The sequence below is a fragment of the Streptomyces sp. NPDC012935 genome, assembly GCF_042900345.1.
GTDB lineage: Bacteria > Actinomycetota > Actinomycetes > Streptomycetales > Streptomycetaceae > Streptomyces.
In genome coordinates this window covers 19,528-36,441 of record NZ_JBIBBC010000007.1, presented here as the reverse complement: position 1 = coordinate 36,441, position 16,914 = coordinate 19,528, and the positions used below count along the sequence as shown (strand labels likewise).

Here is a 16,914-nt window from a genome sequence, read left to right as displayed (position 1 = left end):
GGCTCAGCCCCTCCCCTGCTCGGCGTCGCGGTCGGTGTTCCGGCCGATGTGCACGTTGCCCTGGTAGTCGTTGTGGTGGTGATGGGACATGTCGCCGGCGACGTTGTAATGAACGCCGACGCCACCGGGCCGATGACCGGACATGCCGTCGCCGACGACCTCGAACTCGTCGTTGTCGTCGAAGCCCTCGCCGTCGTCGAACTCGTCACCGTCGACGGCGTGCAGGGGGCCGCCGACGGCAGCCGATGACGACGGTGATGGTGACGGCGAAGGTGACGGCGAGGGCGGTGCAGGCTCGGGCTCCGGGATCACCGGCGCGGTCCGCCCGGGCAGATGGAACCAGGCGGTGACCTCGCCCTCCTTCAGCTCCAGGCGAGCCGGCGAGTAGTGCGCGGGCTCGATGAACTTGCCGCCGGCGCCGACCACGTCGTCGTACAGGGATTGGGACGTGACCAGCACCAGGTCGGCCTGCTCCGCGTCGAGCAGCCCGCGGGCGACCGAGGAGTCGGCCAGCCGGCAGGCGAGATCGACGGCGCGTCCGCTGATGCCCCGCCCGTCATGCCGGACGGGTCCGACATGCATGCCGATACGCAGCCCGAGGGGCACGGCCAAACCACGGTTCTCGTCCCGGAGCTTCTCGTGCACCTCGATCAGCCACAGGCCGAGCAGCCGGCTCGCCGCGATCCGGCCCGGCACCGACAGCAGCACGCCGTCGCCGCGGTCCTCCAGGTGTACGGCGTCCCGGGCCACCTTGGCGTGGGCGAACGCCGTCTCCAGCACGCGGTAGATGCGCTCACGCATCCGCACCTTGTCGACGTCGTCGTAGGCGCCGGAACGTCTGGCGTCGACGCTGATCACCAACTCGTAGTGCGCTTCGGTGATTTCCAGAGCGTCGTCATTCACCCGTGCCCCCTGCATGTTCCGTCCTTGCCGAAGAGTGGTTCGCCGTGCCGAAGAGATGGTTCGCCTTGCTGAAGGGAGGTGGTTCGTCTCGCTGAAGGGAGGTGGTTCGTCTTGCCGAAGGGAGGTGGTTCGCCCGGCGAAGAGGCCGTTCATCCCGCCGGGGAAGTGATTCGTCCCGGCGAGTGCTTCGTCCGTCCTGCCGGAGAAACGCTCCGTCCCTTCAGCCTCGGGCCGGGGAGGAGTGGCGTCTGTAGCCGTTTACACACGGCGGGGCGGGGGTCTACTCCTGATGACCGTCCGCGAGAAGGGCCAGCAGAGCGGGGTCGAGGATCTCGACCATCCGGTTGCCGGTACGGACGATGTGCTGCGTGCGCAGAAGGCGCAGCGCCTTGGCGACGGCTTCCCGGGTGGCGCCTATGGTGGCGGCCAGCTCGTCCTGGGCCAGGTGCACGACGGGGCCGGAGGCCGAGGGGTCACTCGAAGGACCCGCTCCGGAGGGGGTGTAGGGGCCGGCGGGTTCGGCTCCCGAGAGTTCTATGAGCCGGCTGGCCAGGCGCTGGAGCACGGTGAGCGAGGCGAGCGCGGACCGCTCCTGGTCGGAGCTGCGCAGGCGGAAGGTGAGCTGACGTATCACCAGGCCGCTGACCCTGGGGTGCAGGGCGAGAAAACGGCGAAACGCATCCCCGGATATGAGCTGGGCCTCTATGGCGCCCAGCGCGCGCACGGTGGCGCTGCGGGGATGCGGGTCCAATGCGGCCATCTCCCCGAGGAGTTCACCCGGGCCGCGCAGGCCGAGTATCAGCCGGGTGGCCCCGCGGTCCGTCACCACGGACACCGTCACCCACCCCCGAATGATGATCACGACATGACTGGACCGGTCGCCCTCCGTCAGGAGGTGGGCGTCGGCCGGGAAGCGCTTGCGGCTGCCGAGGGCCATGACGCTCTCGCGCTCCTGAGCAGTCAGAGCGTGAGCGAATGCCAGCTCATTGCCGAGCAGCCCCATGGCCGGTCCCCCGCCGCATTCCGGACGCCTGGATTTTCGATGGGTGTAGATGCTGGCAGAACGATGTTCCGGCTCGAGTCAATTGCGCCACACCGGGGGTACTGACCGGTACTTGAGGAATGCCAGGTAGATCACCCTGTCCTCGACACCCCCGCCCCACCTCACACAGGGGGCGCACACCACGGAGCATGCGCCCCCCGTCTGCGCCTTTGGGAATGACCTTGAGGTCAAACCCGGCGCACGAACGATCGTCAGCCTCGGGGCCGCTGGTCGGCCGACCGAGAAGGAGTTGGCGAAAACTCGGGTTTGTGGCGTGGAAGCCTTGGTGGCGAGGTGAGGGCGGTGTGAGCGGGCGGTGAGTCGCCCGATCCCGGGACGCCCGCCCAAGGCCCCTTCTAGGCTGGGCACTTCGAGCACGAGGGGGTGAGCGGCATGGCAGGACGGCCGGAGAACGCCGCCGGGGTTGTGGCGGCGGTGCAGCGGATCTTCCGGGACGGGCTGCTGAGCGGGCAGTCGGCCCTCGCGCCGGAGCTGGAGTCGTGGACCGCGGCGACCGCCTCCGACCTGCGGGCCCGTTTCGTGGACCAGCCGGACTCGTCGTCGGACACGTTCCTCGTCAAGCTGCGGCGTCAGCTCGACGGCGCACCCGCCGCGACGATCGCCCTCGCGGCCGAGCTGCTGTTCGTGAACATGGCCCCGCTGGTGCCCGAGCAGATCGGGATCAGGAAGAAGCTCCAGATCCTGGACGAGGTCCTGTCCTGGGCCGGCCTGGACGCGACGGTAATCGACGTCGACCTGGAGACCTCGCTGGCAGGCTTCCTGCACGGCGGACAGGGCTTCCTGAACTACCGGTGGGCGCAGTTCCAGATCCTGGTCCTGCTGGTGGAACGGATCGCCGCGAGGCCCCTCCCGGAGCGGGAGGCACTGCTGGACGACCCGTGGGCACTGCGGGACGAGTGCCTCGACGTGCAGCGGTCGGTGGGACACAAGAAGGGCCGCGCCCAGATCCACGTCCTGCTGTACACGCTCTTCCCGGACACCTTCCAGCCGATCGCCAGCGCCTACCACAAGCAGGAGATCGTCAAGGCGTTCGCGGACGAGCTGCCGCAGCCCTCCGGCGACGACGACCGCGACCTGCTGGACCTGCGCAGGACCCTGGAGGAACAGACCGGCGAACGCGTCGACTTCTACGACGAGCCGTGGGTACGCCGCTGGCGGGCAGGCGCCGTCGAGCACGAGCAGCGCGGCTGGCTGGTGCGCGGCTACAACGTCGACGGACGCAACCTCATCCCGGCCTGGATCGAGCAGGGCTACTGCTCGGTGTCCTGGCGCGAGGTACCGCAGATCCCCGCCGGCTCCACCAAGCAGGAGGTCCAGCGGGCGGTCGCCGACGCGATGCCGGACGCCAGCACCCAGATGCGCGGCCAGGCCGCGTACCAGCTGCACGTCTTCCTCACCGTCATGCAGCCGGGCGACCTCGTGGTCACCGTCACCCCCGACGAGGTCCACGTCGGCACGGTCCAGGGCCCCGCGACGTACGACCCCTCGGACGGCCTCGACAACGCCCGCCGCCGACACGTGAGCTGGGCGACGACCGGGCGGCCCCTCAACCGCGCGGAGCTGCCCGAAACCGTGCAGGCCCGGCTCCCGCTGCCGCCCACGGTGTACGACATCAGCAGCGTGGCCGCCGAGCTGGCGGAACGCGCGGGGCTGGAGGACGTCGTGGCCGAGGAACTAGTCGACGTCGATGTCACCAAGCCGCTCGAGCTGCCACCCGTCACCGAGGAACTCGCCACGCGGCTGCTGATGCCGCTGGACTGGCTCCGGGAGACGGCCGAACAGCTCCACGAGCAAGGGCAGCTCGTCCTGCACGGCCCGCCCGGCACCGGCAAGACCTACCTGGCCCGCGCTCTCGCCCGGCACCTGGCCAGCCCCGACCGGGTGGAACTCGTGCAGTTCCACCCCTCCTACACCTACGAGGACTTCTTCGAGGGGTTCCGGCCCGTACGGGGCGAGGACGGCTCGGTGGTGTTCGACGTCCTGCCGGGCCCGTTCAGGCTGCTCGCCGAGCGTGCCGCCAAGGACCCGGCGAACCCGTACATCCTGATCATCGACGAGATCAACCGGGCCAACCTGGCGAAGGTCTTCGGCGAGCTGTACTTCCTGCTGGAGTACCGCGAGGAGCCGGTCACCACCCAGTACAGCCCGCACGACCCCTTCCACCTGCCGGGCAACCTCTTCCTCATCGGCACGATGAACACCGCCGACCGCTCGATCGCGCTCGTCGACGCGGCCATGCGGCGCCGCTTCGCCTTCCGCCGGCTCTCCCCCGAACAGCCGCCGGTCCACGGCCTTCTGGACCGCTGGCTGCGCGACCGCGGCCTCTCCGGCACCCCCGCCCGGCTGCTGGACGAACTCAACGCGCGACTGGGCGACGCCGACCGGGCCATCGGACCGTCGTACCTGATGCGACGGGGCGTGGACCGGCCCGAGGTGCTGGACCTCGTCTGGCGCACCCAGATCCTGCCCCTGCTGGAGGACCAGCTGTACGGCACGGGAGTCGACGTGGACAAGGAGTACGGCCTCGACTCCCTGCGCGCGGCGATCGGCTCGTGAACCGTCTGGACCTGGAGGTACGGGAGACCGGCACCGGCACCGTCCGGGACCTCACAGCCGACCAGATCGCCGGCCTCATCCGCGTGCCGGGACTGCTGCGGCTGACCCCGGCGGCGGGCGGCCGCTGGCGGCTGACCGGCAACCAGAAGGTCGGCCTCGTCCGGCTGCACACCCCGGCCGGCGAGGCGATCCGGCTCCACCTCCGCCCCAAACTGGCCGTAAGCGACCTGCTGTTCCTGCTCACCTACTCCCCGACCGACCCCTGGCACCCGGACGAGGTCACGGCCGCCACCGCGGACGACCTGCTGACCGCCGCCCTGGCCGGCCTCCTCGCCCGCACCGCACGCCGCACCCTGGACGCCGGAGTGCTGCACGGCTACCGCACGGTCGAGGAGGAACTGCCCCTGCTGCGCGGCCGGATCCGCACCGCCGACCAACTGCGCCGCGTGGGCATGCCGCTCCCGGTGGCCGTCCGCTACGACGACCACACCGCCGACATCGCCGAGAACCGCATCCTGCTCACCGCCCTGGATCTCGCCGCCCGGCTCCCGGGCGTCCCCGTCCGCACCAACCTTGCCCTGCGCCACCTCGCCGACCACCTCAGCGGCGTCCAGCCACTGCACCCCGGCGCACCACTGCCGCACTGGACCCCGACCCGCCTCAACTCCCGCTACCGGCACGCGCTACGCCTCGCGGAGCTGCTGCTGTCGGCGCGTTCCGTACGACCGGACGGCGAAGCGACCGTGACCGTGGACGGCTTCCTGCTCGACATGCCGAGGGTCTTCGAGCACTTCCTGGAGGCCACACTGCGCGCGGCCCTCTCGCCACTGGGCATCCGATGCGCCGCCCAGGAGGGCCACCACCGCCTCGACGAGGCCGGGCAGGTGCGCTTCCGGCCGGACCTGGTGCTGTACCGCTCCGGCCGCCCGGTCTCGGTCGTCGACGCGAAGTACGCCCACCTCGACGCCACGCCCCGCACGGAGCACATGTTCCAACTGCTCGCCTACTGCACGGCACTCGGCCTCCACCAGGGCCACCTGGTGTACGCGGCCGCGTCCCAGGGCTGCCCGAGCGCCCCCACCCACCACACCGTCCGCCGAGCCGGCATCACGGTCACGACCCACACCGTCGACCTGGCCCAATCCCCCGCGGCCCTCCTCAGGACGGTCACGGAACTGGCTGCACGCATGGTGATGTTCCGCCCTCATGAAGCAGGGGCATACACCAATTCCAACTCCTATCCCCCCACTGACACTTGAAGGAGCCTCCCCCATGCTCCGAGGCATCGACGTGAGCGCGTACCAGTCCTCGTCCTACGACACGGACGGCCTCTCCTTCGTCTTCATCAAGGCGACGGAGGGCCGCTCCTACATCAACCCCAAACTCACCGCCCAGACCAAACGCGCCCGCGACGCCGGCCTGGTCGTCGGCTTCTACCACTTCCTGTGGCCCGGCAACCTCTCCGCCCAGGCCGACTACTTCGTCAGCAAGGCCCCCGAGAAGGCGGGCGACATCCTCGCCGTCGACTGGGAGACGACGAGCGAGGGGACGCATGCGAGCAACGCGGAGAAGGATCTCTTCATCAGGAAGGTGAAAGAGAAACGACCGAACAATCCGGTCATTCTGTACTGCAATCGCAACTACTGGCTGAATGTGGACACCACCTCCTACGCCGGCGACGGCCTCTGGATCGCCGACTACGTCACCGCGGGCAAGCCCCGCATCCAGGCCAAGTGGCGCTTCCACCAGTACACGGACAACCCGCTGGACAAGAACGTGGCCAATTTCTCCAGCAAGGCCGCTCTGCGCGAGTGGGCGGAGAACGCCTGACGACGCTCGACAGACAGATTGCCCGAGCCGAGGCTGCTTCTCCTGGACGAACCGGCCACCGGCCTGGACCTGCCGGGCCGGGAGCTGCTGATCGAAGCGTTGGACGAACTGCGCCGGGGCCACCCCCGGCTGGCGACAGTCCTGGTCACCCACCACCTGGAGGAACTCCCGCCCGGCACCACACACGCCCTGCGGCCGCTGGACGGTGTCGATCCGGCGCCCGCGTTGACGAGACATGACGAAGGGGTGCCCGTCCGCCGGGCAGGCGGATGGGCACCCCTCCCACGCGTCACTTGTTCAGGTAGGACCAGAACTCGTCGAACGACAGCAGCTTGTCGCCGTTGAGGTCACGGCTCTTGATGATCGCCTCGGCGACCGCCTCGGTCACGTTCCAGTCGCCGCCCTGAGCCAGGGCGGTCCTGAACTCGGCGGCGGTGATGGTGCCGTCCCCGTCCGCATCGATGCGCTCGAACTGCTTGCGTGCTTCCTCGATGTCGATGTGCGCCACCGGTCCGCCCCTTTACTCGCGTTTTGCTCGCGTCTGTCGTGTTGTGCTGGCTTACTGCCGCAGGTCAGATTAACCGCCCGCCCGCGCCTCCAGCCCGGCGACCACCCACCGAACTCCACGCGGTACCCGGTGCCGGCGTCGGTGATCTCTGGGAGTGTGGGCCTTGCGACGGGTGACGACTCAGGACTCAGGGAGCGGGACGGGGGCGGCCGTGGCGGGGACCTTGCGGGAGATTCTGGAGGCGGCGGGGCGGGGTGTCTTCCCGCCCGAGGACGGCCGTACGACGGTGGTGCCCCAGCCCTCGGCCCGGAACGCGGGCGTCCTTGCCTTCACGGCACACTCCGTGGTCTTCACGGACGAGGATCCGGACTGGGTGTACGCCGCACTGCGCGACGTCGGCTGCGACGGGCTGGCCGCGGCGATGAATCCGCGTTTCCTGGCGGCGCTCATGGAGCGGACGGGGCGTGCGTCCGAGACCATCGACGCGGTCCTGGCCGGCTCCCCGCTGCCGGGTGAGCCGCCGCTCGCCCTGAAGGAGATCGAGGACACCGAACACCCCCGGGTGGTCTATGCCCGACGCCGGCGGGACGACGTACGCGCGTGGGCGGCGGAGGGTGGCGTACTGGTGACGGGGCGTGGGGTCGCGGGCCGCCTGGAGGTCTCGGTCGAGGTGGACGAGGGCGCACGGCACCGGGGGCTGGGGCGGCTGCTGGCGACGGCGGCGCGGCATCTCGTCACGGAGCCGCTGTGGGCGCAGGTCGCGCCGGGGAACGCCCGCAGTGTGCGGGCGTTCCAGGCGGCCGGCTACCGGCCGGTCGGCGCGGAGCTGCTGCTGCACGCCCGGTAGGCGTCAGCGCCCGGCTACCGGGGTCGGGCCGTCAGTGCCAGGCCTCGAAGTGCGGGTTGCTCAGGCAGTCGCTCATGATCTCGACCTTGGTGGCCTTGTCCACCGGGCAGGCGCCGATGACGTACGTCCGGTCGATGCCGCCGGGGAAGGCGACCTCCACCTGGTCGGCCCATTTGTGGGTGTCGCCGATGGTCTTGTTGACGTCGATGCCGCCGGGGGCGTCGATGTAGTAGTTCCAGCCCGACTTCCACCATTTCTTGTACAGGTCGTGGTCGTAGGTCGTGGAGACGTACGGGGAGCGCTGGTTGACGAGGACGTACTGCTCCAGGTCGTACTGTCCGTTGACGACGTCCCTGGGCTGGAAGCCCTCCTCGAAGACGATGTCCGGACCACGGCCGTCGGCCCGGTAGAGCGTGCCGCAGCTGGTGCGCCAGGCCGGGTCGGGGGTGATCCGGTCGACGTCGACACGGCGGTCGGCGGCGGCCTTGATCCTGTCGTCGTACTGGACGGGACAGGCTGCCGGGACCGGGGCGGCGGCCGCAGCGGAGGCAGGGCCGGCGACCCTGGCGGCGGCCGCGCGGGCCGGGGCGGGGGACTCGGGAGCCGTGGCGGCCGTCGTGGCGAGGACGGCCGCGAGGGACAGGACGGCGGCAGCGGCCCGCCGCCGCAAACGAGTTGTGATCATGGGAAGCACGATCCCCGGCCCATGACGGCGCGCCGCGCATCGTCACCCGTACGGCGGCGTGTCCGCTGACCGCCGGTCAACTGCCCTCCTGTCAGCGGAAGATGCCCGTGTGGCCGAGGGAGTAGCGGCCCGGCTGCGGGTAGACGGCGAGGCCGTGGGGGCCGCTGCCGACGGAGATGCGGGCGAGCTGTTCGCCGGTGCGGGTGTCGATGGCGTACACCTCGGCGTCGTAACGCCCCGACAGCCACAGCACTTTGCCGTCCGCGGAGACGCCACCCATGTCGGGGCTGCCGCCGTCGGGGAGGTGCCACTTCTTGGTGATCTCGTTCTTGGTGAAGTCGAAGACGGAGACGGTGCCCTCGCCGCGGTTGGAGACGTACATCTCGCGGGAGTCGCGGCTGACGTAGAGGCCGTGGCAGCCCTTGCCGGTGGGCAGGAGGGTGGGTTCGGTGAACTTGTCGCCGTCCAGGACCCACATGCCGTGGGCCATCATGTCCGCGATGTAGAACCGCTTGCCGTCCGGGGAGACCTTGACGTCCTGCGGCATGGCCCCGTCGAAGGGCAGTTTCTGCTGTCCGACGACCTTCATCCTCTCGGTGTCGACCTTCAGCAGCTCACCGCTGAACTCGCAGGACACGATGAAGTACCTCCCGTCCAGGGAGAAGTCGGCGTGGTTGACGCCGTAGCAGGTGACCGGCTCGGTCTTGAGCCGCTTCATGGTGTGCGGGTCGCGGAAGACGAGTTCGCGGTCGAGGGAGGCCATGACGACCGCGTACTTGCCGTTGGGCGTGAAGTAGAGGTTGTACGGGTCGCGGACCTCGACCGCCTTGCCCGCCTTGCCGGTCTTCGGGTCGATGGGGGTGAGGGTGTGGCCGCGGTTGTTGTTGACCCAGAGGGTCTTCAGGTCCCAGGACGGGACGACGTGCTGGGGCTGGCGGCCTACGGGGATGGTCTCGACGATCTCGTACGTCTTCGGGTCGATGACGGAGACGGTGTCGGACTCGGTGTTCGGGACGTAGACGCGGGACGGGAAGTCCTTGACGACGGGGGAGAGCTTGTTGGGGCGGTCGGCGGCGTACACGTCCTTCGGGTCGAGTACGGGGGGCATGCCGGGCAGTCCCTGGACGGTGTCCTTCTTCGCCGGGGCGGGGATGGCGGCCCGGGTGCCGTGGGGGGCTGCGGTGGGGCGGCTCCTGTCCCTGGCGGAGTCGGTGCCGCAGGCGGCAAGGGCCACGAGGCCGATGCCTGCGATCAGGGTGCGGGACGTGAGGTTCATCGGCAGTTCTTCCGGGGGCTGGGAGGGCGGCGACTGCGACTATTTAATGATCACGGAGTCGGAAAATGTGTCATTTGCCCGATAGCGGGTGCACGCGGGTCGCCATCGCCCAGTTCGCTTTCGCCCCGCCGCCCCTACGCGCCCTCAAACGCCGGACGGGCTGGAATGCCGGAGCCGGTGCCAAGAGGCCCCTGGTACTCGGCGGCAGGGGCGCGCCGCCGTACTCGGCTCAACCGCCGGAGGCAACCGTCAGCGGTCCGCCACCCGCATCTCGAACCATGTCGTCTTGCCGCGCGGCAGAAGGTCCACGCCCCAGCGGTCGGAGAGCTTGTCGACCAGGAACAGACCCCGGCCGCTGATGTCCATCTCCTGGACCGGCATCAGGCAGGGCAGCCCCCGGGACGGGTCGCGGACCTCGATGCGGATCCAGCCGCGGCGACGGCGCATGCGCAGGCCGAAGACGCGGGCGCCGGTGTGGCGGACGGCGTTGCCGACCAGTTCCGAGACGAGCAGGACCACGTCCTCCGTCATCTTCGGGGTCAGGCCCCACTGGCGCAGGACCACGACCTGCGCCAGTCGCCGCGCCGTGGCGGCGGACTCCGGACGGGACGGGAGCGGAACCTCAGCCTCCGTGGGATTGCCGAACAGCTCCAGCGCCTTCGCAGCAGTTTCGTCCTCGACCGCCGGCGACCAGCGCGCCGCGGTCGCACGGCCGTGTCCCCGCGGCTGTTCGATACCCTCCAGCCCCGCCATGCCCCCATCATGGCCGCCCGCGCGGCGCTCCGGGGCCGTTCCGCAGGAATACATCCCCCGGAAGCGGTCATTCCGCAGAGCTCGGTTGGCATATGACGGGGGCAGTTCAGGGCTACCCACAGCCCACTTGGCCTGCAACGAAGGGTCCGTTGGAGGCAATCGACAGGCTTCCTCGCCAAGGCACGCTTAAGGCTGCCTTAAGGCTGCCATAAACCGCCCCATCGAGGGACGCCGGATCAGACGTCCTGTCAATTGCAAGTGATCCGGCGGAGTTTCAGAGGCCAGTTTCCCGACGGTCAGAGGAACTTGGCCTTACCCGGCCCCTCCTCCACGAAGCTCCGCATCCCCCGCTCCCGGTCCTCCGTGGCGAACAGGCCCGCGAACCAGCCTCGTTCCACCGCAAGGCCCGTCTCGATGTCCGTCTCCAGGCCCGTGTCGATCGACTCCTTCGCCGCCCGCAGCGCGATCGCCGGGCCCTGCGCGAGCTTCGCGGCCCAGGCGTGCGCCTCGGCGTAGACCTGGTCCGGCGCCACCACGCGGTCCACGAGGCCCAAGTCCCGCGCCTCGTCCGCCTTCACCATACGCCCCGTGAAGATCAGGTCCTTCGCCTTCGACGGGCCGATCAGCCGGGCCAGCCGCTGAGTGCCGCCGGCACCCGGGATCAGGCCCAGCAGGATCTCCGGCTGGCCCAGCTTGGCGTTGTCACCGGCGATGCGGTAGTCCGCGCACAGCGCCAACTCGCAGCCGCCGCCGAGCGCGTAGCCCGTCACGGCAGCCACCACCGGCTTCGGGATGCGGGCCACCGCCGTGAACGACTCCTGCAGGGCCCGGGCGCGCAGGACCATCGCCGCGTGGTCCATGGCCTGCATCTCCTTGATGTCCGCGCCCGCCGCGAACACCTTCTCCCCGCCGTAGATCACCACGGCCCGTACGTCGTCCCGACGGCCGGCCTCCTCGGCGAGCTCCTTGAGCCGGTCCTGGGTGGCGACGTCCAGCGCGTTCATGGGCGGTCGGTCGAGACGGAGGGTACCGACACCTTCGGCGACTTCGAGATTCACGGTCATGCCAGCAGGTTAACGGGGACTAACGGCTATCGCTGCGGTGCCGTCGATCACATCCGGCCGGGGGTCCGGGGGTTGCTTCCAGACAGGCACAGCACGGGGAGTATGGGGACCAACGCGGTCGGCCCCGGTGCCGTGCCTCGCGTCGAGGTCGTGCACCGGGGCCGTGTGCCGTCATGCGGGAGTTACGACTTCCACTTCTCCCACGACATGTTCCAGCCGTTGAGGCCGTTCTCCGGGGCCACCGTCCCGTCCGCGGAGTTCTTCACGACCACCACGTCGCCGATCATCGAGTGGTTGTAGAACCACGCCGCCGGGGTGTCCTTGCTCCAGGCGCCCTTGACGTCGCGCAGGCCGACGCAGCCGTGGCTGGCGTTGGTGTTGCCGAAGGCTCCGCCGGCCCAGTAGTTGCCGTGGATGAAGGTGCCGGAATCGGTCAGGCGGATGGCGTGCGGCACGTCCTTGATGTCGTACTCGCCCTCGTAGCCGACCGTGTCGCCGTTCATGCGGGTCTGGACGAACTTCTCGGTCATGACCATCTGGCCGTTCCAGGTCTCGTACCCGGGCGCGCCGGTGGTGACGGGGATGGTCTTCACGACCTTGCCGTCCTGCGTGACCTTCATCTTCTTGGCCTTGGCGTCGACGACCGAGACCTGGTTGCGGCCGATGGTGAAGGTGACCTTCTTGTCCTGCTCGCCGTAGACGCCGTCGCGGCCCTCGACGCCGTCGAGGTTGAGGTCGACCGTGACCTTCGTGCCGGCCTTCCAGTACTTCTCCGGCCGGAAGTCGAGGCGGTCGTTGCCGAACCAGTGGCCCTCGACCTCGACGGCCGGCTCGGTCTTGATGCTGATCGCCTTCTCGACGTCCTCGGGGCTGGTGATGCCCCGGTCGAAGCGGATCGAGAAGGGCATCCCGACGCCGACCTTGGAGCCGTCCTCGGGGGTGAACCGGCCGAGGAAGGTGTTCTTCGGGGTCAGGGTGGTGAAGTCGCCCTCCTTGGCCGCCTCCAGGCCGTCGGAGTCCTTGGCGACCGCGTGCACCGTGTACTTCGTGGAGGCGGCGAGGTGCGTGGACGGCGTCCAGGTGGCGCCGTCGCCGGATATCTTCCCGGCTATCGCGTTGCCCTTGGTGTCCTTGACCTCGACGTCCGTCAGCCTGCCCTTGGCCGCGGTCACCTTCAGCGCCCCGCTGGTCTCGACGGACTTGGCACCGTCGCCCGGGGCTATGGTCACCACCGCCTGCGACTTCCCGGCCTCCGCTGTGGAGGAGTCGCCGCCCTTGCCGTCACCGGCCCCGGAGTCCGATCCGCCGCTGCCACCGCACGCGGTGAGGGCGAGCAGCAGCACACCGGCCATCGCCGCCAGCCCCTTGCGCCCACGCCTCCCGCGCGCGTCAACCGACGCCCCCGATATCGGCCGCACGTTCAAGTCCTTCTCCCCTCCCCCGGGCCTGGTCAGGCCCGCGCGCCCGCGCATGTGCCACGCGCATCGGCGCATATTAACCACAAGGCCAGGGCGCCGACGCCGCGCGTTTGTCACCGTTCCGTTCCAACATCGACGGACGGCCGGCCGGTCGAGCAACCAACCCCCCTGTCCTGTTACTTCACCGCACTCCCCGCCTTCCACTCCTTCCAGCCCATATTCCATCCTCCGAGGCCATTGTCGGGAGCGACCTTTTTGTCATTGCTGCGGACGACCTCGACGACGTCCCCGACCAGGCTGCGGTCGAAGAACCAGCCCGCCGGCGTCTCCGACCCGCCGCCCTTGACGTCCCTGAGCCCCACGCATCCGTGGCTGACATTGCTCCGTCCGAAGATGGACGCGTCCGCCCAGTAGTTGCCGTGCAGGAAGGTGCCGGAGTTGGTCAGGCGCATGGCGTGCGGGACGTCGGGGATGTCGTACTCGCCCTTGCCGTTGGCCTTCTTGAAGCCGACCGTGGCGCCGTTCATCCGGGTCAGCTCCAGCATCTCGGTGACCACCATCTTGCCGTTGTAGGTGGTGGTCTTCGGGGAGCCGGCCGTGATCGGCACGGTCGTCAGCAGTTCGCCGTCGCGGCGGACCTCCATGGTGTGCTTGGCCGCGTCCACCACGGAGACCTGGTGCCGGCCGACGGTGAAGGAGAACGTCTTGTACTGCTGCCCGTACACCCCGGGCGCCCCTTCGACGTCCCGCAGCCGCAGCGCGACGGTGACCTGGGTGCCGGGCTTCCAGTAGTGCTCGGGACGGAAGTCGAGGCGGCCCGGGCCGAACCAGTGCGGGCGGATCTCCACGGCTGGCTCGGCGGTGACCTGGATGGCGCGTTCGACGGCGGCGCGGTTCTCGATCTCGCGGTTGAAGTCCAGCGAGACGATCATTCCGGTGCCGACGGTGGAGCGGTTCTCCGGGGCGACGTATCCGATGAACCGCTCCTCGGGGACGTACGTGGTGAAGGTCGTGTGCCGTGCGCTGCGGCGTCCCTGGCCGTCGACGGCCACCGCGTCGACCGTGTACTTGGCGGCCAGCGCGAGCCTGGGGTCCTCGGGCTCCCAGCGCCGGCCGTCCCCGGAGATCTGCCCGGGCACCGGGGTGTCCTGGGCGTCCTGGGACTTGACGACCTTCACCGACTCCAGGCGTCCGCTGAGTACGCGGACAAGCAGCGGGTCGTCGGGGCGTGCGCCCTTGGTCTCGTCGTCGGGCGTGACCCGGATGACGTCCTCGGGTGCCCGGGGTTTGCCCGGCATCCGGTCCACGCCACCGCCGTCCGAAGTGCAGCCGGCAGCACCGGCCAGCAGTCCTGCCCATGTCAGTACGGCGGCCAACACGGCCCCCGCGCGCCGCGCGCGCCCTTGTACGTGCCTCACGAAGACCCCAACGACCGGGGTGGCCCTGGGGAAACGTGAGTGCGAGCCCGGCGGTGGGCAGAACAGTGGGGAGGACGACGCGATGGGGAGCCGCGGACCGGGACACCGTGGGCTCTCTTTCCCTGTGCGTGGGGTCCATGAGCCGTGGGAGGCCGACAGGTGTCGAGCGCAGCCGAGCAGGAGGCGGTGGCCCAGGCGGTCGCCGCTGAGGAGGGGCGCCCGGCCGCCGTCGTGAACGGGCAGCGCAAGACCCCGGCCGTGCCGGTGTGGCCGGGCGCGCCGATGCCGCTCGGCGCCCGCTTCCGGGTCGGCCCGGACGGGGTGGCGGGCACCAACTTCGCGCTGTGGGCGGGGGGAGCGGAGGCCGTCGAGCTGTGTCTGTTCGACGCGCAGGGCAAGGAGACCAGGGCCCGGCTCACCGAGCTGACGCACGAGATCTGGCACGGCTTCGTGCCGGGTGTCATGCCGGGGCAGCGCTACGGCTACCGGGTGCACGGCCGCTGGGACCCGTGGACCGGGGGTCGCTGGAACCCGGCGAAGCTGCTTCTCGACCCGTACGCGCGGGCGGTGGACGGCGACTTCAGCCTGCCGCCCGAGGTGTACGGGCATGTCCGCGACTGGCCCCAGCAGCATGTCGCCGACACCGTGCGCGACGACCGGGACTCGGCGCCGTACGTCCCGAAAGGCGTCGTCGTCCATGACGACGCCCCCGAGGACGAGTGGATGGACGACCGCCGGCCGAAGACGCCGTGGGCGGACTCGGTGATCTACGAGGTGCATGTCCGGGGCTTCACCGAGCTGCATCCGGGGATACCGGAGGAACTGCGGGGCACGTACGCCGGTCTCGCCCACCCGGCGGCGATCGAGCACCTGGTGAAGCTGGGCGTGACGGCGGTGGAGCTGCTGCCGGTGCACCAGTTCGCGCACGAGGACCATCTGCTGCGCAAGGGCCTGCGCAACTACTGGGGCTACAACTCCATCGGCTACTTCGCCCCGCACGCCGCCTACGCCGCCTCCGGTACGACCGGGCAGCAGGTCGGCGAGTTCAAGCGGATGGTCCATGCTCTGCACGCGGCCGGGATCGAGGTCATCCTCGACGTGGTCTACAACCACACCGCGGAGGCGGGCGAGCTGGGCCCGATGCTGTCGCTGAAGGGCATCGACAACCGCGGGTACTACCGGCTGCAGTCGGACGCACGCCGGTACGCCGACTACACGGGCTGCGGCAACACGCTCCACGTCGTGCAGCCGCACGTGCTGCGCCTCATCACCGACTCCCTGCGCTATTGGGTGACCGAGATGGGCGTGGACGGCTTCCGTTTCGACCTGGCGGCGGCCCTGGCCCGCTCCATGCACGACGTCGACATGCTCTCGCCGTTCCTCGCCGTCATCGCGCAGGATCCGGTGCTGCGGCGGGTGAAGCTGATCGCCGAGCCGTGGGACGTGGGCTCGGGCGGCTATCAGGTGGGCGCGTTCCCCCCTCTGTGGACGGAGTGGAACGACCGCTACCGCAACGCCGTGCGGGACTTCTGGCGGGGCGCGCTGCCGGACGTAAGGGATCTCGGGTACCGCCTGTCGGGGTCGAGCGACCTGTACGCGTGGGGCGGGCGGCGGCCGTACGCCTCGGTCAACTTCGTGACGGCGCACGACGGTTTCACGCTGCGGGACATGGTGTCCTACGAGCGCAAGCACAACGAGGCGAACGGCGAGGGCAACCGGGACGGCTCGAACGACAACCGGTCCTGGAACTGCGGGGCCGAGGGCGAGACGGACGACGAGCGCGTACGGGCGCTGCGGCGGCGGCAGTTGCGGAACCTGCTGACGACCCTGTTGCTGTCGACGGGCGTGCCGATGCTGGTCGCGGGCGACGAGCTGGGGCGGACGCAGCGGGGCAACAACAACGCCTACTGCCAGGACAACGAGATCAGCTGGCTGGACTGGGGGCTGCTGGAGGACCCGGGCTGGAAGGCCCTGTTCGACCTGACCGCCCGGCTGATCGAGCTGCGCCACCGGCATCCCGTGCTGCGCCGCCGCGCCTTCTTCTCCGGACGGGCCCATTCGGCCGACGGCCTGCGGGACCTGGCCTGGTTCACCCTGCGCGGCACGGAGATGACGGAACGGGACTGGTACGCCCCCGCCGCCACGCTGGGCATGTACCTCTCCGGCCGGGACATCCCGGGCCGCGACGACCGGGGTGCGCCGATCCTCGACGACAGCTTCCTGGCCGTCCTGCACGCCGGCGACCGTCCGGTGACCTTCGTCCTGCCGGGGCCGCCGTGGGCGGAGCGGTACGAGGTGGTCGTCGACACCTCACGGGAGGAGCAGGGGGAGGCGCCGGGGGTGGAGCACCGGGCGGGGGCGGCCATCACGGTGCCGGCGCGGGCGGTGCTCTTGCTGAGGGTGGAGGCGTGACGGGCCAGGGCCTGCTGCGACAGTGGCCTGGCCGAGGATCCCCCGCTGATACGCCGTGGCCACCGCCGCCGCCCGGTCCTTGACGCCCAGCTCGGCGTAAGGATGCCGAAGATCTCACCCTCGTCGACGGTGAAGGAGACGCCGTGGCTCGAAGCGGCATCGGCCGATCGGTTGATGCCGC

Annotated in this window: 14 protein-coding genes and 2 pseudogenes; 6 read left to right on the top strand and 10 right to left on the bottom strand. The window is 70.0% G+C overall.

Annotation, left to right across the window (positions count from 1 at the left end; all coding sequences use genetic code 11):
* Positions 1-3: 3 nt before the first annotated feature.
* Together ACFY5C_RS18680 and ACFY5C_RS18675 are read right to left on the bottom strand one after the other, a co-directional pair.
* Positions 4-903 (bottom strand): hypothetical protein, encoded by a 900-nt coding sequence (locus ACFY5C_RS18680; RefSeq protein ID WP_389445517.1) that lies wholly within the window; start codon positions 901-903, stop codon positions 4-6.
* Positions 904-1,183: 280 nt separating this feature from the next.
* Positions 1,184-1,906, bottom strand: a complete 723-nt coding sequence (locus ACFY5C_RS18675) for a Crp/Fnr family transcriptional regulator (protein WP_389445516.1) — start codon at positions 1,904-1,906, stop codon at positions 1,184-1,186.
* A 432-nt stretch (positions 1,907-2,338) separates the two neighbouring features.
* Between ACFY5C_RS18675 and ACFY5C_RS18670 the strand changes: the two genes are divergently transcribed.
* The 4 genes and pseudogenes from ACFY5C_RS18670 to ACFY5C_RS18655 all read left to right on the top strand — a co-directional run.
* Complete coding sequence (locus tag ACFY5C_RS18670; protein WP_389445515.1) at positions 2,339-4,522, top strand: McrB family protein; 2,184 nt, start codon at positions 2,339-2,341, stop codon at positions 4,520-4,522.
* The gene (locus ACFY5C_RS18665) at positions 4,519-5,781 is read left to right on the top strand and encodes an McrC family protein (protein WP_389445513.1); all 1,263 of its coding nucleotides are present in this window, start codon (positions 4,519-4,521) and stop codon (positions 5,779-5,781) included. The genes ACFY5C_RS18670 and ACFY5C_RS18665 overlap by 4 nt, the downstream gene beginning before the upstream one ends.
* Positions 5,782-5,794: 13 nt before the next feature.
* A complete protein-coding gene (locus ACFY5C_RS18660) occupies positions 5,795-6,352 on the top strand; it encodes a glycoside hydrolase family 25 protein (RefSeq protein ID WP_389445512.1) in 558 nt (185 codons plus the stop codon).
* A gap of 18 nt (positions 6,353-6,370) precedes the next feature.
* A pseudogene (locus tag ACFY5C_RS18655) lies at positions 6,371-6,559 on the top strand (ABC transporter ATP-binding protein); the annotation flags it as partial.
* A gap of 82 nt (positions 6,560-6,641) precedes the next feature.
* Here ACFY5C_RS18655 and ACFY5C_RS18650 read toward each other — a convergent pair.
* Positions 6,642-6,860, bottom strand: coding sequence for an EF-hand domain-containing protein (locus ACFY5C_RS18650; protein WP_389445511.1), 219 nt, complete (start codon positions 6,858-6,860; stop codon positions 6,642-6,644).
* 211 nt (positions 6,861-7,071) lie between these two features.
* Between ACFY5C_RS18650 and ACFY5C_RS18645 the strand changes: the two genes are divergently transcribed.
* Positions 7,072-7,707, top strand: a complete 636-nt coding sequence (locus ACFY5C_RS18645; RefSeq protein ID WP_389445509.1) for a GNAT family N-acetyltransferase — start codon at positions 7,072-7,074, stop codon at positions 7,705-7,707.
* Between the two features lie 31 nt (positions 7,708-7,738).
* Here the strand turns inward: ACFY5C_RS18645 and ACFY5C_RS18640 are convergent, their stop codons facing one another.
* The 6 genes from ACFY5C_RS18640 to ACFY5C_RS18615 all read right to left on the bottom strand — a co-directional run bounded on the left by ACFY5C_RS18640 (position 7,739) and on the right by ACFY5C_RS18615 (position 14,321).
* Positions 7,739-8,392, bottom strand: a complete 654-nt coding sequence (locus ACFY5C_RS18640; protein ID WP_389445507.1) for an ADP-ribosyltransferase — start codon at positions 8,390-8,392, stop codon at positions 7,739-7,741.
* A 91-nt stretch (positions 8,393-8,483) separates the two neighbouring features.
* Entirely contained in the window at positions 8,484-9,668 is a 1,185-nt protein-coding gene (locus ACFY5C_RS18635) for a YncE family protein (protein ID WP_389445506.1), read from the bottom strand.
* A 249-nt stretch (positions 9,669-9,917) separates the two neighbouring features.
* On the bottom strand, positions 9,918-10,421 hold the full coding sequence (locus ACFY5C_RS18630) for an ATP-binding protein (protein WP_389445505.1): 504 nt from the start codon (positions 10,419-10,421) through the stop codon (positions 9,918-9,920).
* 296 nt (positions 10,422-10,717) lie between these two features.
* Positions 10,718-11,485 (bottom strand): enoyl-CoA hydratase/isomerase family protein, encoded by a 768-nt coding sequence (locus tag ACFY5C_RS18625; protein WP_389445504.1) that lies wholly within the window; start codon positions 11,483-11,485, stop codon positions 10,718-10,720.
* 182 nt (positions 11,486-11,667) lie between these two features.
* On the bottom strand, positions 11,668-12,909 hold the full coding sequence (locus ACFY5C_RS18620; RefSeq protein ID WP_389445502.1) for an Ig-like domain-containing protein: 1,242 nt from the start codon (positions 12,907-12,909) through the stop codon (positions 11,668-11,670).
* 170 nt (positions 12,910-13,079) lie between these two features.
* Positions 13,080-14,321, bottom strand: coding sequence for an Ig-like domain-containing protein (locus tag ACFY5C_RS18615; RefSeq protein WP_389445500.1), 1,242 nt, complete (start codon positions 14,319-14,321; stop codon positions 13,080-13,082).
* Between the two features lie 159 nt (positions 14,322-14,480).
* On the opposite strand from ACFY5C_RS18615, the gene glgX reads away from it, so the two are divergent.
* Positions 14,481-16,733, top strand: a complete 2,253-nt coding sequence (gene glgX / locus ACFY5C_RS18610) for a glycogen debranching protein GlgX (protein ID WP_389445499.1) — start codon at positions 14,481-14,483, stop codon at positions 16,731-16,733.
* Positions 16,734-16,763: 30 nt separating this feature from the next.
* Here the strand turns inward: glgX and ACFY5C_RS18605 are convergent.
* Positions 16,764-16,844 (bottom strand): annotated as a pseudogene (locus ACFY5C_RS18605) (DNA-binding response regulator); the annotation flags it as partial.
* Positions 16,845-16,914: the final 70 nt, after the last annotated feature.